At 64.3% G+C, this 18,553-nt stretch carries 16 protein-coding genes and 1 pseudogene; 5 read left to right on the plus strand and 12 right to left on the minus strand.

The window, feature by feature from the left end; all coding sequences use genetic code 11:
• The first annotated feature begins 66 nt into the window (after nt 1-66).
• Entirely contained in the window at nt 67-1,110 is a 1,044-nt protein-coding gene (locus AC3WS7_RS16030; RefSeq protein WP_492657063.1) for an amidohydrolase family protein, read from the plus strand.
• A 3-nt stretch (nt 1,111-1,113) separates the two neighbouring features.
• Here AC3WS7_RS16030 and AC3WS7_RS16035 read toward each other — a convergent pair whose 3' ends face one another.
• From AC3WS7_RS16035 to AC3WS7_RS16050, 4 genes are all read right to left on the minus strand, one after another.
• On the minus strand, nt 1,114-2,037 hold the full coding sequence (locus AC3WS7_RS16035) for an ABC transporter permease (protein WP_492657064.1): 924 nt from the start codon (nt 2,035-2,037) through the stop codon (nt 1,114-1,116).
• On the minus strand, nt 2,034-3,095 hold the full coding sequence (locus AC3WS7_RS16040) for an ABC transporter permease (RefSeq protein WP_492657065.1): 1,062 nt from the start codon (nt 3,093-3,095) through the stop codon (nt 2,034-2,036). Before AC3WS7_RS16040 ends, AC3WS7_RS16035 begins: the two co-directional genes overlap by 4 nt.
• A 7-nt stretch (nt 3,096-3,102) precedes the next feature.
• Complete coding sequence (locus AC3WS7_RS16045) at nt 3,103-4,638, minus strand: ABC transporter ATP-binding protein (protein ID WP_492657066.1); 1,536 nt, start codon at nt 4,636-4,638, stop codon at nt 3,103-3,105.
• A gap of 102 nt (nt 4,639-4,740) precedes the next feature.
• Nucleotides 4,741-5,739 (minus strand): BMP family protein, encoded by a 999-nt coding sequence (locus AC3WS7_RS16050; protein ID WP_492657067.1) that lies wholly within the window; start codon nt 5,737-5,739, stop codon nt 4,741-4,743.
• Between the two features lie 252 nt (nt 5,740-5,991).
• Between AC3WS7_RS16050 and AC3WS7_RS16055 the strand changes: the two genes are divergently transcribed.
• A complete protein-coding gene (locus tag AC3WS7_RS16055; protein WP_492657068.1) occupies nt 5,992-6,978 on the plus strand; it encodes an MYG1 family protein in 987 nt (328 codons plus the stop codon).
• Nucleotides 6,978-7,652 carry a hypothetical protein gene (locus AC3WS7_RS16060; RefSeq protein WP_492657069.1) on the plus strand — a complete coding sequence of 225 codons (675 nt, stop codon included), beginning with the start codon at nt 6,978-6,980 and terminating at the stop codon, nt 7,650-7,652. The genes AC3WS7_RS16055 and AC3WS7_RS16060 overlap by 1 nt, the downstream gene beginning before the upstream one ends.
• Nucleotides 7,653-7,713: 61 nt before the next feature.
• On the opposite strand, the gene AC3WS7_RS16065 is transcribed toward AC3WS7_RS16060, so the two are convergent.
• Together AC3WS7_RS16065 and AC3WS7_RS16070 are read right to left on the minus strand one after the other, a co-directional pair.
• Nucleotides 7,714-8,307, minus strand: a complete 594-nt coding sequence (locus AC3WS7_RS16065; protein WP_492657070.1) for a tRNA-uridine aminocarboxypropyltransferase — start codon at nt 8,305-8,307, stop codon at nt 7,714-7,716.
• The gene (locus tag AC3WS7_RS16070) at nt 8,307-9,209 is read right to left on the minus strand and encodes a LysR family transcriptional regulator (RefSeq protein WP_492657071.1); all 903 of its coding nucleotides are present in this window, start codon (nt 9,207-9,209) and stop codon (nt 8,307-8,309) included. Before AC3WS7_RS16070 ends, AC3WS7_RS16065 begins: the two co-directional genes overlap by 1 nt.
• Nucleotides 9,210-9,309: 100 nt before the next feature.
• On the opposite strand from AC3WS7_RS16070, the gene AC3WS7_RS16075 reads away from it, so the two are divergent.
• Both AC3WS7_RS16075 and AC3WS7_RS16080 read left to right on the plus strand, forming a co-directional pair.
• Nucleotides 9,310-10,332, plus strand: a complete 1,023-nt coding sequence (locus AC3WS7_RS16075; protein ID WP_492657072.1) for an NAD(P)H-binding protein — start codon at nt 9,310-9,312, stop codon at nt 10,330-10,332.
• A 59-nt stretch (nt 10,333-10,391) separates the two neighbouring features.
• On the plus strand, nt 10,392-10,607 hold the full coding sequence (locus AC3WS7_RS16080; RefSeq protein WP_492657073.1) for a DUF4287 domain-containing protein: 216 nt from the start codon (nt 10,392-10,394) through the stop codon (nt 10,605-10,607).
• Between the two features lie 382 nt (nt 10,608-10,989).
• On the opposite strand, the pseudogene AC3WS7_RS16085 reads toward AC3WS7_RS16080, so the two are convergent.
• The 6 genes and pseudogenes from AC3WS7_RS16085 to AC3WS7_RS16110 all read right to left on the minus strand — a co-directional run.
• Nucleotides 10,990-11,169, minus strand: a pseudogene (locus tag AC3WS7_RS16085) (hypothetical protein); the annotation flags it as partial.
• Nucleotides 11,157-12,680, minus strand: a complete 1,524-nt coding sequence (locus AC3WS7_RS16090; protein ID WP_492657074.1) for a methyl-accepting chemotaxis protein — start codon at nt 12,678-12,680, stop codon at nt 11,157-11,159. The pseudogene AC3WS7_RS16085 and the gene AC3WS7_RS16090, both read right to left, overlap by 13 nt.
• Nucleotides 12,681-12,842: 162 nt before the next feature.
• On the minus strand, nt 12,843-14,099 hold the full coding sequence (locus tag AC3WS7_RS16095; RefSeq protein WP_492657075.1) for a Zn-dependent hydrolase: 1,257 nt from the start codon (nt 14,097-14,099) through the stop codon (nt 12,843-12,845).
• A gap of 123 nt (nt 14,100-14,222) precedes the next feature.
• Complete coding sequence (gene hydA, locus AC3WS7_RS16100; protein ID WP_492657076.1) at nt 14,223-15,665, minus strand: dihydropyrimidinase; 1,443 nt, start codon at nt 15,663-15,665, stop codon at nt 14,223-14,225.
• Nucleotides 15,666-15,753: 88 nt separating this feature from the next.
• Nucleotides 15,754-17,061, minus strand: coding sequence for an NAD-dependent dihydropyrimidine dehydrogenase subunit PreA (gene preA / locus AC3WS7_RS16105; protein WP_492657077.1), 1,308 nt, complete (start codon nt 17,059-17,061; stop codon nt 15,754-15,756).
• 60 nt (nt 17,062-17,121) lie between these two features.
• Nucleotides 17,122-18,474, minus strand: coding sequence for an NAD(P)-dependent oxidoreductase (locus tag AC3WS7_RS16110; RefSeq protein ID WP_492657078.1), 1,353 nt, complete (start codon nt 18,472-18,474; stop codon nt 17,122-17,124).
• Nucleotides 18,475-18,553 lie beyond the last annotated feature (79 nt).

The following is an 18,553-nucleotide window of genomic DNA, read 5'->3' on the forward strand; positions in this document are numbered from 1 at the left end:
CAACTGGTGCGGTGGCCGTTGGTCGGCCCCCAGTATCATGGCCCAACGCATACGGAGGTTCATGCCATGAAACGCAGGCAATGCTTGGCCGCAGGAGGGTTTGCAGCACTCTGGCTGGGCGGTGTGCGCGCCCAAGAGGCGCCCGCCAACCTGGCCGTGCTCAAGGCTGGCTATGCGCGCCGCATCAAGCGCCTGTTGGCGGCCGGGCAGCTGCCCTACATCGATGTGGAAAGCTCGTGCAACCCCGCCAAAGTGGATATGGCGGCCTTGGCGGCCGAGTTGGACCGGCTCCACATCGGTGCCATGGCGCTGTCGTCCGACATGGGCAGCAACCAGTTCGAGCGGGGGCTGCGGCGCGACAATTTTTCCCGCCAGACTACGGCGCAGTTTCCCGAACATTTCATCCCCGTGGGCAACGGCGGCCAGCCGCCCTTCACCACCGAGGTGGCCGAATCGTTTTTGCAGGCGCAAGAAGAGGCCGCCCGCGCGGGTGAATGGGCCTTGTTGGGCGAGTACGAATTCCGCCACTACCCGTCTCCGCGCCAGGTCAAACGTGGGGGTGACGACCGCGACGTGGACATCCCCCTCGACGGCCCGGTCGGTCACCGCCTGTTTGCCATCAGCGAGGCCACCGGGCTGTGTTTTCAGCTGCATTACGAGATTGAAGACACCCTGCTGCCCGCGCTGGAAAAGATGCTGCTGCAGTACCCCAAGGCCCGCGTGGTCTGGTGCCATGTGGGGCAAATCCGCTACCAGGAGCGCTCCACGCGCTACAGCCCGGTGTACTTGGACAGCTTGCTCAGCCGCTGCCCCAACCTCTACCTGGACACCGCCTTTGGCGATGCACGCTCGGTCTACCCCCTGAGCCGCCAACGGCATTCCCGTGTTTGGGCGGACGACGGAAAGCTCCAGCCCGCGTGGCGGGAGCTGATCGCTGCACGTGCCAACCGCTTCATGTCGGCATTGGACCTGGGGGGTGACCGCTTGGAACGCATCGGGGAGTACGACCAGAAGCATCGCTACTTCCTGAGCTGCTTGCCCGCCGAGGTGCGCCAGCAAGTGGCCTTTGGCACCGCGTGGCGGCTGATGTTTGGCGAAGACTTCGCCTGAAGCTCAGCGTTCGCCCTTGCGATAGGGCTTCATCAGCGCCTGCGGGTAGCTGGCCTTGCGCGCCACCAGCACCAGCGCCAGGATGGACAGCACATAGGGCAGCATCAGGTACAGCTGGTAGGGCAGTACCGAACCACCGCTTTGCTGCAGGCGCAGCTGGATAGCGTCGAAAAAGGCAAACAGTAGCGCGCCCAGCAGTGCCTTGCCGGGCCGCCACGAGGCAAACACCACCAGCGCCACACAAATCCAGCCACGGCCGTTGACCATGTTGAAGAAAAAGGCATTGAACGCCGACAGCGTGAGGAAGGAACCCGCAACCCCCATCAACGCCGATCCGGCCACGATGGCACCCGTGCGCACCCGCGCCACCGAGACGCCTTGGCCTTCGGCCGCCTGCGGGTTCTCGCCCACCATGCGCACCGACAGGCCCAGCGGCGTGCGGTACAACACATAGGCCAGCAGCGGCACCAGCAGCAGGGCCAGCAGCGTGAGCGGTGTTTGCTGCGCCAGCACGGGCAGGCCCAGCCAGTCCATCTCGGCAAACGGGGTGATGGTGGGCGGCGTGCTCACCTTGGAGAAACTCACACGGTAGCCGTAATAGCTGAGCGAGGTGGCCAGCAGCGTGATGCCCAGGCCCGACACATGCTGTGACAGGGCCAAGCCCACGGTGAGCCAGGCATGCAGCAAACCCAACGCGGCGCCAGTACCCGCCGCGACGGCAACCCCGGTCCATAGCGGCGCACCCGCGTACACCGTGAGCCAGCCGGTAAAGGCGCCCGCCACCATGATGCCCTCGATGCCCAGGTTCAAGACCCCGGCCCGCTCGCACAGCAGCACGCCCAGTGTGCCCAGGATCAGCGGCGTGGCAATGCGCAGCACGGCCACCCAGAACGAGAGGTTGGACAAGATGTCCAGTAGCTCCGTCATTTGAACTTCACCTTGTATTGCGTCAGCAGCGTCGCCACCAGCACCGAGATCAGCGACGTCGCCACGATCACATCGGCAATGTAGGTGGGCACCCCCACGGCGCGGCTCATGCTGTCGGCGCCCACCAGCACACCCGCCACAAACACACTGGCCGCCACCACGCCCAGCGGGTGCAGGCCGGCCAGCATGGCAATCACGATGCCGCTGTAGCCGTAGCCCGGTGACATGTCCAGCGTCAGGTAGCTGGTGCGTCCTGCCACCTCGATGGCACCCGCCAGCCCGGCCAGCGCGCCCGAGAGCATGGCCACCAGCACCACCGTACGTGTGACCGGCACCCCGGCAAAGGCCGCTGCGCGCGGGTTGGCGCCCACCGCACGAATATCAAACCCCAGCACCGTGTACTTGAGCAGCACCCACACCAGCACTGCCAGTGCGCAGGCGCCCAGCAGGCCGTTGTGCAGGCGCGTTTGTGCAATCAGCTTGCCCAGTTCCAGATCCGTCATCAGCGCCACGCTCTGCGGCCAGCCCATGGCGGTGGGGTCTTTCATGGGGCCGTCCAGCATCAACGACACCAGCAGCAGCACGATGAAATTCAGCAGCAGCGTGGTCACTACCTCGTCCACCCCCAGCCGCGCTTTCATCAGCGCCGGGCCCAGCAAGAGCAGCGCGCCTGCCAGCGCCGCGGCCAGCAGCATCAGCACAAACAGCAGCGCTGGCGGCAGGTCAAACCCGGTGCCGCCATGCAGGCCGCCCACAGCAACGGCCGCCAGCGCACCCACATACAACTGCCCCTCGGCGCCTATGTTGAACAGCCGTGCCCTGAAGGCCACGGCCGCGGCCAGCCCGGTCAGCATCAGCGGCACCGCGCGGGTGAGGGTTTCACTCATCGCAAACACCGAACCAAAGCCGCCCTGCAACAGCAGGCCATAGGTCTGCCCCACCGGTGCCCCGGCCCACAGCACCAGCAGCGCGCTGATCAAGAGCGTGAACAACACCGCGCCAACCGGCGCCAGCACCAGTGCGGCGGGAGAGGCGGTGTTGCGTTTGAGGAGTTGCATGGCCGCTTTAATGTTCTGCACCGGCCATGGCCAAGCCAATCGCTTCGCGCGTCCAGTCGTCGGCATTGCGCGCAACGCTGAGTTGGCCCGCGTGCATTACGGCCACACGGTCGCCCAGGGTCAGCACCTCGTCGAGGTCGTCCGAGATGAGCAGCACGGCCGCGCCTGCATCACGTGCGGCCAGCAGCTGGCTTTGCACGTAGCGCACCGCGCCAATGTCCAACCCCCAGGTGGGCTGGTGCGCCACGATGAGGGTGGGGGTGTGGCTTTGCGCCTGGCTGTCTGCGGCGTCGGGGTGCAGCAGGGCGCGGCCCAAAATCAGCTTTTGCATATTGCCGCCCGACAGCGCCCGCGCCGCACTGTTGGCGCCACCGCCCCGCACGTCAAACGCGGCGATCACGCGTTGGGCGTAGGCCTTGGCTGCTGCGCGGCGCACCCATCCCCAGGCGGAGAAGGCGGCTGTGCGCAGGCGCTCGGACATGGCGTTTTCCCACAGCGGCAAATCCCCCACCACCCCCACGGCATGCCGGTCTTCGGGGATGCGGGCGACGCCGCGTTTTACCAGCTCGGCGGGGCTGGCAGGCAGGGGCTGGCCCTGCAGCATTGCCTGGCCCGCTGTGGCCTGGCGTGTGCCGCACAGCAGTTCTGCCAGCGCCACCTGCCCGTTGCCAGACACACCGGCAATCGCCACCAGCTCACCCCGGCGCAGCTGCAGGTTCACGCCATGCAGCTTTTCGCGGCCGCTGCCGGTGCTCACGCCGTCCAGGCTGCACACCACCTCGCCCACACTGGGGCTGGGTTGGCGCACCGGTGCGTCAATGGCGTGGCCCACCATCCACTGGGCCAGCTGACTCTGCGTGGTGCCTTGGGCCGGAGCCTCGGCCACCAGCTTGCCGCCGCGCAGCACCGCCACGCGGTGCGACACACGCAGCACCTCGCCCAGCTTGTGGCTGATAAAAATGATGGACAAACCCTGCGCCACCATCTGCGCAAGCACGTCAAACAGGGCTTCGCTTTCCTGCGGCGTCAGCACCGCGGTGGGTTCATCCAGAATCAGAATGCGGGCGCCGCGGTACAGCGCCTTCAAGATTTCTACCCGCTGGCGCGCGCCTACCGACAGGCTGCCCACCAGGGCATCGGCATCCACCGCCAGGCCAAAACGCTGCGCTACCTCGCCCAGGCGCTGGCGCGCGGCGCTGCGGCGGGTGAAGGGCTGCCACCAGGGCTCGGAGCCCATCATCACGTTGTCCAGCACGCTCAGGTTGTCGGCCAGTGTGAAGTGCTGGTGCACCATGCCAATGCCGGCTGCCAGCGCAGCCTTGGGGTCACCGGCAGGCAGGGGCTGGCCAAAGGCGGTGATGTGACCGCTGTCGGCCACGTAATGCCCAAACAAAATCGACACCAGCGTGGACTTGCCCGCACCGTTCTCACCCAGCAGCGCCAGCACCTCGCCCGCACCCAGGTGCAGCGAGATGGCGTCGTTGGCCACCAGCGCCCCAAAGCGCTTGGTGATGCCAGAGAGAACGAGAACGGGGTCGCTCACGCAGAACTAACCGAGATGATTTTCCGCCGGGCCGCCCCAAGGGAAAACGCGCCCCCTCGGGGGGCAGCGCAGTACACGCAGTGACAAGCGTGGGGGCTCACGCTACTTCGAAGACTTGGGCTGGTTGTCATCCACCTTGACGGTGAAGCTGCCATCCACAATGGCTTTCTCTTTTGCCTTCATTTTGGCCACCACCTCGGCAGGCACCTTTTTCTCAAATGTGCCCAGCGGCGCCAGCGACGAGCCCTTGTACTTCATCATCGAGTACGGGCCGTAGTCTTCGGCGGTGAACTTGCCGTCCTTGATCAACTTGATGGCGCGGTCGGCCGAGGGCTCAAAGTGCCACAGGGCAGAGGCCACCACGGTGTCGGGGTACTGGGCCTGGGTGTTGATCACGTTGCCAATGGCCAGCTTGCCTTTTTCCTTGGCAGCGTCGCTCACGCCAAAACGCTCCGCGTACATCACGTCGGCACCCTTGTCGATCATGGCAAAGGCGGCTTCTTTGGCCTTGGGGGGGTCAAACCAGCTGTTGATGAAGCTCACGCTGAACTCCACCTTGGGGTTGACCTCTTTGGCGCCCGCCATGAAGGCGTTCATCAGGCGGTTCACCTCGGGGATGGGGAAGCCACCCACCATGCCAATCTTGTTGCTCTTGGTCATGCCGCCAGCCACCATGCCCGACAGGTAGGCCGGCTCCTGGATGTAGTTGTCGAGCACGCTGAAGTTGGGCGCTGCAGGCTTGCCGCTGGAGCCCATCAGGAAGGCGGTCTTGGGGAAGTCCTTGGCCACCTTGCGTGCGGCGGCTTCCACGGCAAAGGCCTCACCCACGACGAGCTGGCTGCCGCCGGTGGCGTATTCGCGCATCACACGCTCGTAGTCGGCATTGCTCACGTTCTCACTGGCCTTGTATTCGATCTCGCCACGCGCCTCCGCGGCCTTGAGCGCCTGGTGCAGGCGGCCGGCCCATTGCTGCTCGAAGGGCACGGTGTAGATGCCGGCGACTTTGAGTTTGGCCTGGGCCAGTGCCAGACCGGGGGCCAGGGTGGCGAGTGCGGCGGCAAGAGCCAACGCGCGGCGGCGGGAGGTGAGGTGCATCGACATAATTTCTCCAGGTAAAGAACGCTATGAAATTAGGAGCTGCTCGCGCAAATTCTGCGCAGCTTGGGAGTCAGTTTGACCTGCAAACCCCAAGCATTTTGTATGCCAATCCTTGGTGCTTGTGGCAACAAGGCGGGCAATATGCGCAGACGCGTGGTGCCAGAAAAAACCAAGCCAGCCTGCGATGTGCTCCCCGATGGCCTGGGTTTAACGAGCATAGCCGCGGCAGGGGGCACAAGTCCATAAAATCCTGCCATGACCCAAACCCCCACCATCGCCACGCACAGTGGCACCTTTCACGCCGACGACGTCTTTGGCGTGGGCATCCTGATGGGTGTGTTCCCATCGCACACCCTGATTCGTACCCGCAAGCAAGAGCTGATTGAAGCCGCTGACTACGTGGTCGACGTGGGCGGCACCTGGGACGCGGCCACCGGCCGCTTTGACCACCACCAGCGCGGCTTCGACGGCGCGCGCCCCGCGCACGAGGTCGATGGCGCCACCGTGCCCGGCGTGGGCTACGCCAGCGCGGGCTTGGTGTGGTCCGCCTTTGGCACGGCCTATGTGAAGGCCTGGGCCAGCGTTGCCGGCCACAGCCTGGACGACGCGGCCGTGGCCGAAATCGTGCGTTCCATCGACCACTCGCTGGTGCAGTACCTCGACATCGTGGACACCGGTCAGGGCGATGTGTCGCCCGGCATCTTTGGCCTCTCCAGCCTCATCGCCCAGCTCAACACCCATTGGCTGGAAGAACAGGGTCTGGACCACACCGCCAAGGCCGCACTGCTGGAAACCCGCTTTCGCGAAGCCATTGCCATCACCCGCAAGTTTCTGGACCACGCCATCAGCAAAAAGGTGGCGCAGCTGCGCGCCATGGATACCGTGCGCAATGCGCCGCGCCTGCTGGGTGGGCGCGTGCTGCACTTGCAAGAGGGCGGCATGCCCTGGACGCATGTGGTGGTGAACGAAATGCCCGAGGTGATGTTTGTCATCTACCCCGACTCTGATGGCAACCAGTACCAGATCAAGACCGTGCCGGTGGAGTCTGGCTCCTTCACGGCCCGCATGGACCTGCCCGATGCCTGGGCCGGCCTGCGCGATGGTGAGTTGGCGGCGGTGAACGGTGTGGCGGACAGCGTGTTTTGCCACCTGAACCTCTTCATCGGCGGCGCGCGCAGCTTTGAGGGTGCGGTGAAGATGGCCGAGCTGGCGCTGGCCGCCCGCACGGCGGTTGCCGCCTGATGGGGGCGCCCCCCAAACCTACCGCTCTGCACCAGGTCCGCGCGGCAGTGTTGGCCAATATGCGGCCGGGGCTGGTGCTGTGGAGCGGCCTGGTGCTGCTGCTGGTGGCCTACCTCTGGAGCCCCGCCGTGCAAAGCGGGCTCACGCAGTGGGGTGCGTTCAAGCAGGCCTGGGGCTACCCCGGCTCTTTCATCACCTACGCTGCCTTCGCAGTGTTGGTGCCCGAGCTGCTGGCCTGGGCCGTGCTGCGCCAGCCGGTGCCGCCCACGATCGTGCGCGACATGGCCTTTGCCGCGGTGGTGTTTGGGCTCATTGGCATTTCGGTGGATGTGCTGTATTCGGTGCAGGTGGCCTTGTTTGGCAGCGGCAACGATGCGGCCACCATCGTCAAGAAAATGCTGTTCGACCAGTTTGTTTACTCGCCGGTGTCCAACTTTCTTATGGTGGCCATCTTCCTCTGGAAGGACGAGGGCTTTCGCACCAGCACCCTGCGTTACTTTGCGTCGGGTGACTTTTGGAGCCGGCGCTACCTGCCGGTGATCATTGCCGTGTGGTGCGTGTGGGGTCCGGGCGTGCTGGTCATTTACTTCATGCCCACCGCGCTGCAGTTTCCCGTGGCCAGCCTGATCCTGAGCTTCTGGATTCTTATCTTCAAGTTCATGCGCAAGGCCTAGGTGCAAGGCTTATTGCGCCTAAAACAGGAGCTGCTCGCGCAATATCCACGGGCGTTAGAGGCTAATTTGGCATAAAAACACGCTGCTGCGCCACAAAGCCGTCAAAGGCCGCCAGCAGCGGCTGCCAGCGGGCGGTGTTGCCCTCTAGCTGCGCCAGCGCCGCGCAGGTGGCCTCCAGCGTAGACAACTGCCCCGGCGCGTGCGCCTTGCGGATGGCGTAGCGACTATCTGGCACCTCGTCCAACGCCAGGCGTGGCAGGCGCTGCAGCGCGGGGCTTTGGTGCAGCATCTTGCGGCTTTTGCGCCAGGTGGCGTCCAGCACCACCAGCCGCAGCCGCTGCAGATTGCCAAGCTGTGCAGTGTCCAGCGTTGCGGGCGCGGCGTGCCCTTCAAACGCAGTGGGCGGGTACAGCAACACGGTGGTCTTGTCATCCGGCATCAGCGCCTGCAGCGTGGCTTCGTCAAACGCCTCGCCCACCACCAGGCGGCTACCAGGCAGGCTCAGGTGCAGCAGGCGCGCGCTGTTCTTGGCGTGGTGCGCTTCCAGCGGGTGCTGCAGGATCAGCACCTCGCAGGCAGTGGCGGTGGGGGTGACGAAGCGGCAGATACAGGTAGCTTGCGGGCGCAAGCAGCCCGCGCAGACGGCGCGCGACATCACGCGCCCATATAGGCCTGCAGCCCTTGCAGCAGGGCATCAAACGTAACCTTGCAGCGCGGCGTGTTGCGCAGGTCTTCGTGCATGGTGAGCCAGGTCTCCAGGCCCAGCGTAAAGCTGTCGGGCAGCAGGTGCACCAGCTGCGGGTCGCGTGCGGCCAGCGCGTTTTGGCAAATGCCAATGCCGCAGCCCGCGCGAATCAGCGCCAGCTGGCCCACATCGCTGTCGGTGCGCAGCGCAAAGCTATCGCGCTGCCACTGCGTAAACCCCTTGCGCGCTGCGCGCACAAACGCGGTCTCTTCGTCAAAGCCAATCAGCGCGTGCTGCGCCAGTGCGTCCAGCGACTGGGGTGTGCCACGCCGCTCCAGGTAAGTGCGGTGCGCATGAAAACCCAGGTCCACCTGGCCCACACGCCGCGCAATCAGCTGCTCCTGTTTGGGCTGCGTCATGCGCACGGCAATGTCGGCTTCGCGTTGCAGCAGGTCTTGCACGCGGTTGCTCAGCACCAGCTCCACCTTCAGCTCGGGGTAGCTGGTTTGCAGCTGCGCCAAGATGGGCGGCAGCACTTCCACGCCCATTACCTCGCTGGCGGTGATGCGCACCGTGCCCTTGATGCCCGAGCCCTGGCTCTCGGCCGCACGCTTGAGGGCGGCGGCCGAGCTGTACATGGCCTGGGCAAAGGGGTGCAGCGCACGCGCGGCGTCGGTGGGCAGCAAGCCGGTTTGGGAGCGGGTGAACAGCGCCACGCCCAGGGCCTTCTCCAGCGCGTCAATGTGCCGGCCCACGGTGGGCTGGGCAATGCCCATGGCGCGGGCGGCGCCCGAGAGCGAGCCCTCTTCCAGCACGCCCAAATACGAGCGGTACAGCTCCCAGCCAATCTCGGTGTGGTTGTCGGTAGTCATACAGAAATGTATGGCGGCTGGCACATGTTGGTCAATTGCTTAATAGCCACCGCCCTTCCAAACTGCATCCCATCGCAACACGTTTTGAAGGAGTAGTGAGATGAGCAACAGCACAGCATCGGCAAACACGGCATTGGTACTGGGCGCCACGGGCGGCATTGGGGGCGAGGTCGCCCGGCAACTGGTGGCCGCGGGCTGGGCCGTGCGCGCCCTGCGCCGTGGCGCAGTGCAAGCCACTGGCAAGCAAGGCGGCATCGAATGGGTGCAGGGCGACGCCATGAACCGTGCCGACGTGCTGACCGCCGCACAGGGCTGCGCCGTCATCGTGCACGCCGTCAACCCACCGGGCTACCGCCGCTGGGCCGAGCTGGTGCTGCCCATGGTGGACAACACCATTGCCGCCGCGCAGGCCGTTGGCGCCACCATCGTGCTACCCGGCACGGTCTACAACTTCGGCCCCAACGCCTTCCCCACGTTGCGCGAAGACTCCCCGCAGGAGCCGCTCACCCGCAAGGGCGCTATCCGCGTGCAGATGGAGCAGCGCCTGCAAGCGGCCAGCCGCCAGGGCTGCCAGGTCATCGTGGTGCGCGCGGGCGATTTCTTTGGCCCCAAGCCCGGCAACAGCTGGTTCTCGCAAGGGCTCATCAAACCGGGCTTGCCCGTCAAAGTCATCAGCCTGCCTGGCGCGCCCGGCGTGGGCCACCAGTGGTCCTATCTGCCCGATGTGGCCCGCACCATGGTGGCGCTGGTGCATCGCCGCGAAGTGCTAGAGCCCTTTGCCGTCTTTCACATGCAAGGCCATTGGGACGCCGATGGCACGCAAATGGCCGCTGCCATAAGCCGCGTGGTCGTCAAGCGTGGTGGTGCCCAGCCCAAAGTCAGCGCCTTCCCCTGGTGGCTGATGGCCCTGATCGCACCGTTTGTGCCCACCATTCGCGAACTCCGCGAGATGCGTTACCTATGGAAGACACGGCTGACCATGGACAACACTAAGCTGCTGGCCACGCTGGGCCACGAGCCACACACGCCGCTGGACGAGGCGGTGGAAGCCGCGTTGGTGGGGATGGGCTGTTTGCCTGCACCAGCACATGTGCCAAACCCTGCCGCCATGGGGGTGGCGTAGCGCCAGCGGGCAGACAACAATGGGGGCCGCACTACCGCCAGCATTGCAGGGAGACCCCCATGGCAGCACCCGAGAAAGTCAAAGGCCCCGCGTCCTACTTCCCCTCCATCGAAAAGACCTATGGCCAGCCTATGGAGCATTGGTTTGACTTGGTGAAGCAACAGCAGGGCAAGAAGCACATGGAGATCGTGGCCTGGCTGAAGGCCGAGCACGGCATGGGCCACGGCCACGCCAATGCGGTGGTGGCGTACTGCCTGGCGGCGGTCAAAAAGTAGCGCACCGCGTCTGTCAGTCCTATTTAGCTGCGTTGGCAAAGGGGTTCAGCAGCGCAACGCCGACGAAGTTGGTGTTCAGCAAGTACATGGCTTTTACTGCGCCGCTTCAACGTTGCGGCGCTGTGCCTTTCCGCGGGGGGGAATGACCAGTTCGGTACGGCCCGCTCTGGACAGCAATAGCTGCTTCAAGGAAGGCAGGCATGACGCCTACGAAATCTCCGCGACTGTTGTGGATTTGGCGATGCAGTCTCAGAGATGCGACGAATTCCGCTTGAGACTGAGGCATCCCAAAGTACAGAGAGTTGAGTGACGTGGCGAGAGATTTACTACTAATTCAATAGCTGCTTGCGCAATGAATACGGGCGCTAGAGGTCGATTTCACTCATGGCGCCCGCGTGTCTGGCTTTAGTGCTGCTGGGCGGTCACGCCACGCCACCCCAGCCCGCTCCAACATCGCATGCAACAGCACATTGCACCCCGCGGTGATGTGCGCCGGCTTCGCATCCTCAATCCCGTTGTGGCGGATGCCGCCTTTGCAGGTGATGAAGGTCAGGCCACCCGGAACTGCCCCACTGTCTTCGCCAACGCAACGGCCTGTTGGCTGAGTGACTCTGCTGCGGCCAGAGCTTCCTCCACCAGTGCTGCGTTCTGCTGCGTGCCCTGGTCCATCTGCGAGATGGCCTGGTTCACCTGGGCGATACCGGCGCTTTGCTCGGCGCTGGCAGCGCTGATCTCGGCCACCATGGTGGTGACGTTCTTCACGCCGTCGACCACTTCGCGCATGGTGGAACCCGCTTGCTCTACCAGCTGGGTGCCCACGCCGACTTTGGCCACGGAGTCGTCGATCAGTCCCTTGATCTCCTTGGCAGCGGCTGCGCTGCGCCCGGCCAGGCTGCGCACTTCGCTGGCGACCACGGCAAATCCGCGGCCCTGCTCACCGGCACGCGCGGCTTCCACCGCGGCATTGAGCGCCAGGATGTTGGTCTGGAAGGCAATGCCATCGATGACGCTGATGATGTCCACAATCTTGCGGGAAGACTCGTCGATGGAGCCCATGGTGCCCACCACCTGTTGCACCACATCGCCGCCCCGCATGGCCATTTCTGATGCGGTTCGCGCCAGCTCGTCGGCCTGGCGTGCGTTCGCCGCGTTCTGTTGCACGGTGGAGGTGAGTTCTTCCATCGATGCTGCGGTTTCTTCCAGCGCACTGGCCTGCGACTCCGTGCGGGACGAGAGGTTGCTATTGCCGGCCGCAATCTCGGCCGAGGCGGTGTTGATGGAGTCGGTGCTGTCACGCACTTGCGTCACCAGGTGCGCCAGGTTGTCGCGCATGGCGCGGATGGCGTGCAGGATGCTCGTGGTATCGCCAGGCAGCGTGTGCACGTCCACGGCCAGGTTGCCTTCGGCGATCTGGGTCACTACCTCTGCCGCGTACTGTGGTTCGCCGCCCAGCTGCTTCACCAGCGTGCGCAGCATGTGCCAGGCCATCACGGCCATGATGAGCATCAGCACCGCGCCGATGGACAGCAGAATGACTGTATTGCGCAAGAAGGCCTGCTCAATATCGTCCACGTAGTCACCAAAGCCGATGATCCAGTCCCAGGGTTCGAACTTGATGACGGCGTAGAGCTTGTCCACAGGCTCCTTGGCGCCGGGGCGGGTGCCGGGCGCCGTGACGGTGCCTATGGTCTTGCCCGCCAGCGCAGCGCGGTAGCGCACGCCGGCTTCCTTGCCGCCCTTTTCATCGACGATGCCGATGCGTTTGGGGTTGGGGTGCACGTAGTTCACATCGTCGGTGAAGCCGCGCACGAAGAAGTATTTGTCCTTGTCGACAAAGCTGCCGATATTGCGTTTGGCTTCCTTCTGTGCGTCTTCGCGCGAAAGTGCACCGCTCTTTTCCTGCTCATGGGCCTTTTGCGCAGCAGCGTGGGCCAGCAACACCAGGTTGGACAGCTGCGCGGTCCGCTCGTTCATCATCGAGCGGTGAAGCGTGGTCAGCGCCACGGCCGAAAGTACAACCAATCCCAGCAGTGTGGCCGCACACAGCCAGAGGATTCGGGTCTTGAGTTTCATGGGGAATCCTTCTTGGAAATCTAGGGCAAAGAGTCTCCAAACGATACACGGACTTCCCAAGTGCCCAAGCCCTTTATGGCGTATCTGCGATAAAAAAACCCATGCAGGTTTCCAAGCCTGATGGGTTCAAGAAGGTGGCCATAGGGCCGCTCTGTGGCAGTCTTAGGTGCCAGCCCGCTCCAACATCGCATGCAACAACACATTGCACCCCGCGGTGATGTGCTCCGGCTTCGCGTCTTCAATCTCGTTGTGGCTGATACCGTCCTTGCAGGGGATGAAGATCATGCCGGCGGGGGCCAGCTTGGCCATGTAGACGGCGTCGTGGCCAGCGCCTGAGACGGCGGGCATGTTGGAGTAGCCCAGTTTCTTGGCGGCGCGGCCCACGGCGTCCACGCAGTTCTCGTGGAACGCAATCGCGTTGTAGCTGGACACCATTTCGATCTTCACGTCCACGCCGTGCTCCTGGCCCACCTTGGCGGCGAAGGCTTTCACCTCGTCGGCCATTTGGTCCACCAGCGCATCGGTGCTGTTGCGCAGGTCGATGCTGAACTTCACCCGGCCGGGGATCACGTTGCGGCTGTTGGGGAACACTTGCACCATGCCCACGGTGCCGCGGCCATGCGGCGGGTGGCGGTGGGCGGCAGCCACCACGTCTTGCATGATGCGGGTGGCGGCCAGCATCGCGTCCTTGCGCAGCGCCATGGGCGTGGGGCCGGCGTGGGCTTCCATGCCGGTCACGGTGCAGTCAAACCAGCGGATGCCCAGCACGCCGCTGACCACGCCGATGGTCACGTCGTTGTCTTCCAGCACCGGGCCTTGTTCGATATGCGTTTCAAAGTACGCGCCAATCGGGTGGTCGCCGGGCTCTTGCGTGCCGATGTAGCCGATGCGTTCGAGCTCGCCCTTGACGCTCTTGCCTTCGGTATCCGTTGCCGCATACGCATGCTCCAGCGTGAAGGCCTTGGCGAACACGCCCGAGCCCATCATCACGGGCACAAAACGCGAGCCTTCTTCGTTGGTCCAGAAGGCCACTTCGATGGGGGCTTCGGTCTCGATCCCCAAGTCATTCAACGTGCGCACCACTTCAATGCCGGCCAGCACGCCGTAGTTGCCGTCGAACTTGCCGCCGGTGGGTTGGGTGTCGATGTGGCTGCCGGTCATGATGGGCGGCAGGCTGTTGTTGCGGCCGGCGCGGCGCATGAAGCCGTTGCCGATCTTGTCGATGGTGATGGTCATGCCCGCGTCCTTGGCCCAGCCCAGCACCAGGTCGCGGCCCTGCTTGTCCAGGTCGGTCAGTGTCAAGCGGCACACACCACCCTTGGGCGTGGCGCCAATCTGCGCCAGCTCCATGAGCGAAGCCCAGAGGCGATCGCCGTTGATGCGGACCTTGTCAATGTCGATAGCGGTTGCGGTAGTCATGCTGAATTCCTTCCAAAACAAATAGCGCTACATGTCGCGGGTATGCGGAGTGTCGGGCGGCGATTTCTGCGCGTTTGGCAGTATGAGCCGCCCGGCATTCCGCATACCCGCAGGTACAAATGGTCAGCGTTTGACGGCCGTGGGAGCCAGCGTGTCGGCACGCAGCTTGTTGGCGGCAAAGTTGTCGCTGAAGGCGGGGCGCTTGATGTAGCGGCCCTTGCCTTGCACGGCGCGCAGGTCGCCCTGCACATAGACCAGCTCGCCCTGGCTCACGGTGTGGCTGGGGATGCCTTTGACGGTGCGGCCTTCAAAGATGTTGAAGTCACCCTTGCTGAACTGGGTTTTGACCGAAATCGTCTTGGTAGCTGCGGGATCCCACACCACCAGGTCGGCATCGGCGCCCACGGACACGCTGCCCTTTTGTGGGTAGATGTTGAACAGTTTGGCGGTGTTGGCCGAGGTGACGGCCACAAACTCGCTGGGCGTCAGGCGGCCGGTGTTCACACCTTCGTCCCAGATCACGGCCAGGCGCTCTTCCACGCCGCCGCAGCCGTTGGGGATCTTGCTGAAGTCGTCTTTGCCCGCGGCCTTTTGCGCGGCGCAGAAGGTGCAGTGGTCGGTGGCGGTGGTGTGCAGGTTGCCGCTTTGCAGGCCGCGCCACAAGAATTCGCTGTTGCCCTTGGGGCGGAAGGGCGGGCTCATCACGTGGGCCGCGGCGGTGGCAAAGTCCGGGTGGCGGTAAACGCTGTCGTCCAGCACCAGGTGGCCGGCCAGCACTTCGCCGTACACACGCTGGCCGCGTGCGCGTGCGCGGGCAATGGCTTCAGCCGCTTCCACGCAGCTCACGTGCACCACGTAGATGGGCACGTTCAGCACATCGGCAATGGCGATGGCGCGGTTGGCGGCTTCGGCTTCCACCATGGGCGGGCGCGAGAGCGGGTGGCCCTCGGGTCCTTTGATGCCCATCTCGGCCACGGTTTTTTGCAGCAGGTAGACCAGCTCGCCGTTCTCGGCGTGCACGGTGGGCATGGCGCCCAGTTCCAGCGAACGCTTGAAGCTGTTCACCAGGGTTTCGTCGTCGCACATGATGGCGTTTTTGTAGGCCATGAAGTGCTTGAAGCTGTTCACGCCTTCTTGCTGCACCAGCGTGCCCATGTCGCGCTTCACGGTCTCGTCCCACCACGTAATGGCCACGTGGAAGGAGTAATCCGACGCCGACTTCTCGGCCCAGCCGCGCCATTTTTTGTAGGCGTCCAGGATGTTCTCTTTGGGGTCGGGGATGACGAAGTCGATGATGGTGGTGTTGCCACCGGCCAGGCCGGCTGCGGTGCCGGTGTAGAAGTCGTCCATGGTGACGGTGCCCATGAAGGGCAGCTGCATGTGGGTGTGCGGGTCAATGCCGCCGGGCATCACATACTGGCCGCCCGCGTCCACCGTGGTGGCACCAGCCGGGGCCGTGAGGTTCTCGCCCACGGCCACGATCTTGCCGTCCTGGGTAATCACGTCGGCCTTGAAGGCGCGGTCGGCGTTGACCACCGTACCGCCACGGATAAACAGAGTGCTCATATTTGCTCCTAAATTAATAGCTGTTCGCGCAATGAAACAGGGGGCTAGAGGCCATTTTGATGCCTAAATGCCGCCCTATCAAGTCCGTTCAGGCACTGGCCCGCATGGGGTTGTTGGGGTGGGTGGTCCAGTCGGCGTGCACCGGGCTCACGGGTTTGCCGGTGCGCTGGTCCACTTCGCCCACGGGCACATCGCGCATGCTGATGGTGTTGGGCACGGGGCACACGGTCACGCACAGGTTGCAGCCCACGCATTCGTCTTCCTTCACCTCAAAGTGGCGCTTGCCGTCTTTCATGAAGGTGATGGCCTGGTGGCTGGTGTCTTCGCAGGCAATGTGGCAGCGGCCGCACTGGATGCAGCTGTCCTGGTTGATGACGGCCTTGCTCACGTGGTTGAGGTTCAGGTAGCGCCAGTCGCTCACAGTCGGCACGGCCTTGCCCACGATCTGGTCCACGCTGGTGAATCCCATTTCGTCCATGTAGGTGGACAAACCGCTTTCCATTTCCTGCACGATCTTGAAGCCGTAGACCATGGCGGCGGTGCACACCTGCACGGTGCCCGAGCCCAGCGCGATGAAGTCCAGCGCGTCGCGCCAGTTGCCGATGCCGCCAATGCCGCTGATGGGCAGGCCGGCGGTGGCGGGGTCACGGGCAATCTCGGCCACCATGTTCAGCGCAATCGGCTTGACGGCCGGGCCGCAGTAGCCACCGTGGCTGCCCTTGCCGCCCGTGCTGGGCGACATGGTCAGCGTGTAGGGGTCCACACCCATGATGGAGTTGATGGTGTTGATGAGCGACACCGCATCGGCGCCGCCCTTTTTGGCGGCCTGGGCGGGCTTGCGGATGTCGGTGATGTTGGGCGTGAGTTTCACGATCACGGGCAGCTTGCTGTACTGCTTGCACCACTCGGTCACCATCTGGATGTACTCGGGCACCTGGCCTACGGCGGCGCCCATGCCGCGCTCGCTCATGCCGTGGGGGCAGCCAAAATTCAGCTCGATGCCGTCCGCACCGGTGTCTTCCACACGCGGCAGGATGGCTTTCCAGCTTTTCTCTTCGCAGGGCACCATCAGCGAAACGATCATGGCGCGGTCTTGCCAGTTGCGCTTGACCTCGGTGATCTCTTTCAGGTTGAGTTCCAGGTCGCGGTCGGTGATGAGCTCGATGTTGTTGAAGCCCATGAGGCGGCGGTCGGGCGACAGCAGCGCGCCGTAGCGCGGGCCGTTGACGTTGACCACGGGGGGGCCGGCTTCGCCCAGCGTTTTCCAGACCACGCCGCCCCAGCCGGCTTCAAACGCGCGGTTGACGTTGTAGGCCTTGTCGGTGGGCGGGGCAGAGGCAAGCCAGAAGGGGTTGGGGCTTTTGATGCCGACGAAATTGGTTGCGAGATTGGCCATGGTGTGACTCCGGTGTTCTTGAGGTTGTGAGGTCGTGATGTCTCGTGACGGAGGGGCCGATCAGGCCTTGAGGTACGCGTGGATGGCTTTGGCAGCCAGCTTGCCGTGTTCCACGGCCTCCACGGTCAGGTCCAGCCCACCAGCACGGCAGTCGCCGCCCGCCCACACGCCCTTGAGGTTGGTGCTGCCCTCGGCATCGGTGGCAATTTTTCCGCCCGAGAGCGTCAGGCCTGCCTCGGCCAACACGGGGTTGCCCAGCTTCTGGCCAATGGCCTTGAGCACGGTGTCGGCCGCCAGGGTGGTGGTTTCACCAGTGGGGGCGAGCTTGCCGTCCACCATCGCCTGGTGTGCAAAGGTGATGCCACTCACATGGCCGCTGTGGCCCAGCACCTCCACGGGCGCCAGCCAGTGGTGGATGGTCACGCCGTTGGTTTGCGCCCATTCCTGCTCGGCGGTCGATGCTGACAGGCTCTCGGGCCCGCGGCGGTAGACCATGTGCACTTCTTCTGCGCCCAGTAGCTTGCTTTGTACGGCGGCGTCCACCGCCGTCATGCCGCCACCAATCACCACCACGCGGCGGCCCACGGGCAGGGTGGACAGGTCTTCGGTCTGGCGCAGGGTGGCAATAAATTCCACCGCGTCTTGCATGCCTTGCAGGGTTTCGCCCACCACACCCAGTTGCTGGGTGGTGGCCAGGCCCATGCCCAAAAAGACGGCGGCGTAGTCTTTGCGCAGCGTCTCCAGTTGGGCCACGGTTTCCAGCTTCCAGTTGTTCTGGATGGTGATGCCGCCAATGTCCAGCAGCCATTGCACTTCGCGCTGGGCAAAGTCGCCGGGGGTTTTGTAGCTGGCCAAGCCGTATTCGTTCAGGCCGCCAGCCTTGGGTTTGGCGTCAAACACCACCACATCGTGGCCTTCGCGGGCCAGCGTGTAGGCACAGGCCAAACCGGCGGGGCCAGCGCCCACCACGGCTACTTTTTTGCCGGTGGCGGGGGCGCGGGTAAAGATTTGCGGCTTGTCGCTTTCCATCAGGGCGTCCACCGCGTGGCGCTGCAGGCGGCCAATGGCGACCGGGCGGTCTTCCTGGGTGTTGCGCACGCAGACGGCTTCGCACAGGTTTTCGGTGGGGCAGACACGGGCGCACATGCCGCCTAGCGGGTTGCTCTCCAGAATGGCCTTGGCCGAGCCGCGCAGGTTGCCATCGGCAATGCGCTTGATGAAGGACGGCACGTCAATGCTTGTGGGGCAGGCCGTGGCGCAGGGCGCGTCATAACAGTAGAGGCAGCGCTCGGCCTCCAGCAGGGCTTGCGATTCGGTGAAGCGCGGGGTGGCGTCGGCAAACCGTTTGGCGTATTCCTCGCTGGCGAGGCGGCCTGCACGAACGTCGGCGGGAGAGGATGAGGGGGTAGACACGCTGGCAACTCCTTTAAAAACTGACCGTTTGGTCAAGTCATGAGTTGCATGCTAGCAATCCACGTGCCACGCTGTAACT

This window comes from Rhodoferax sp. EU05-FHT12H12, from assembly GCF_058791215.1.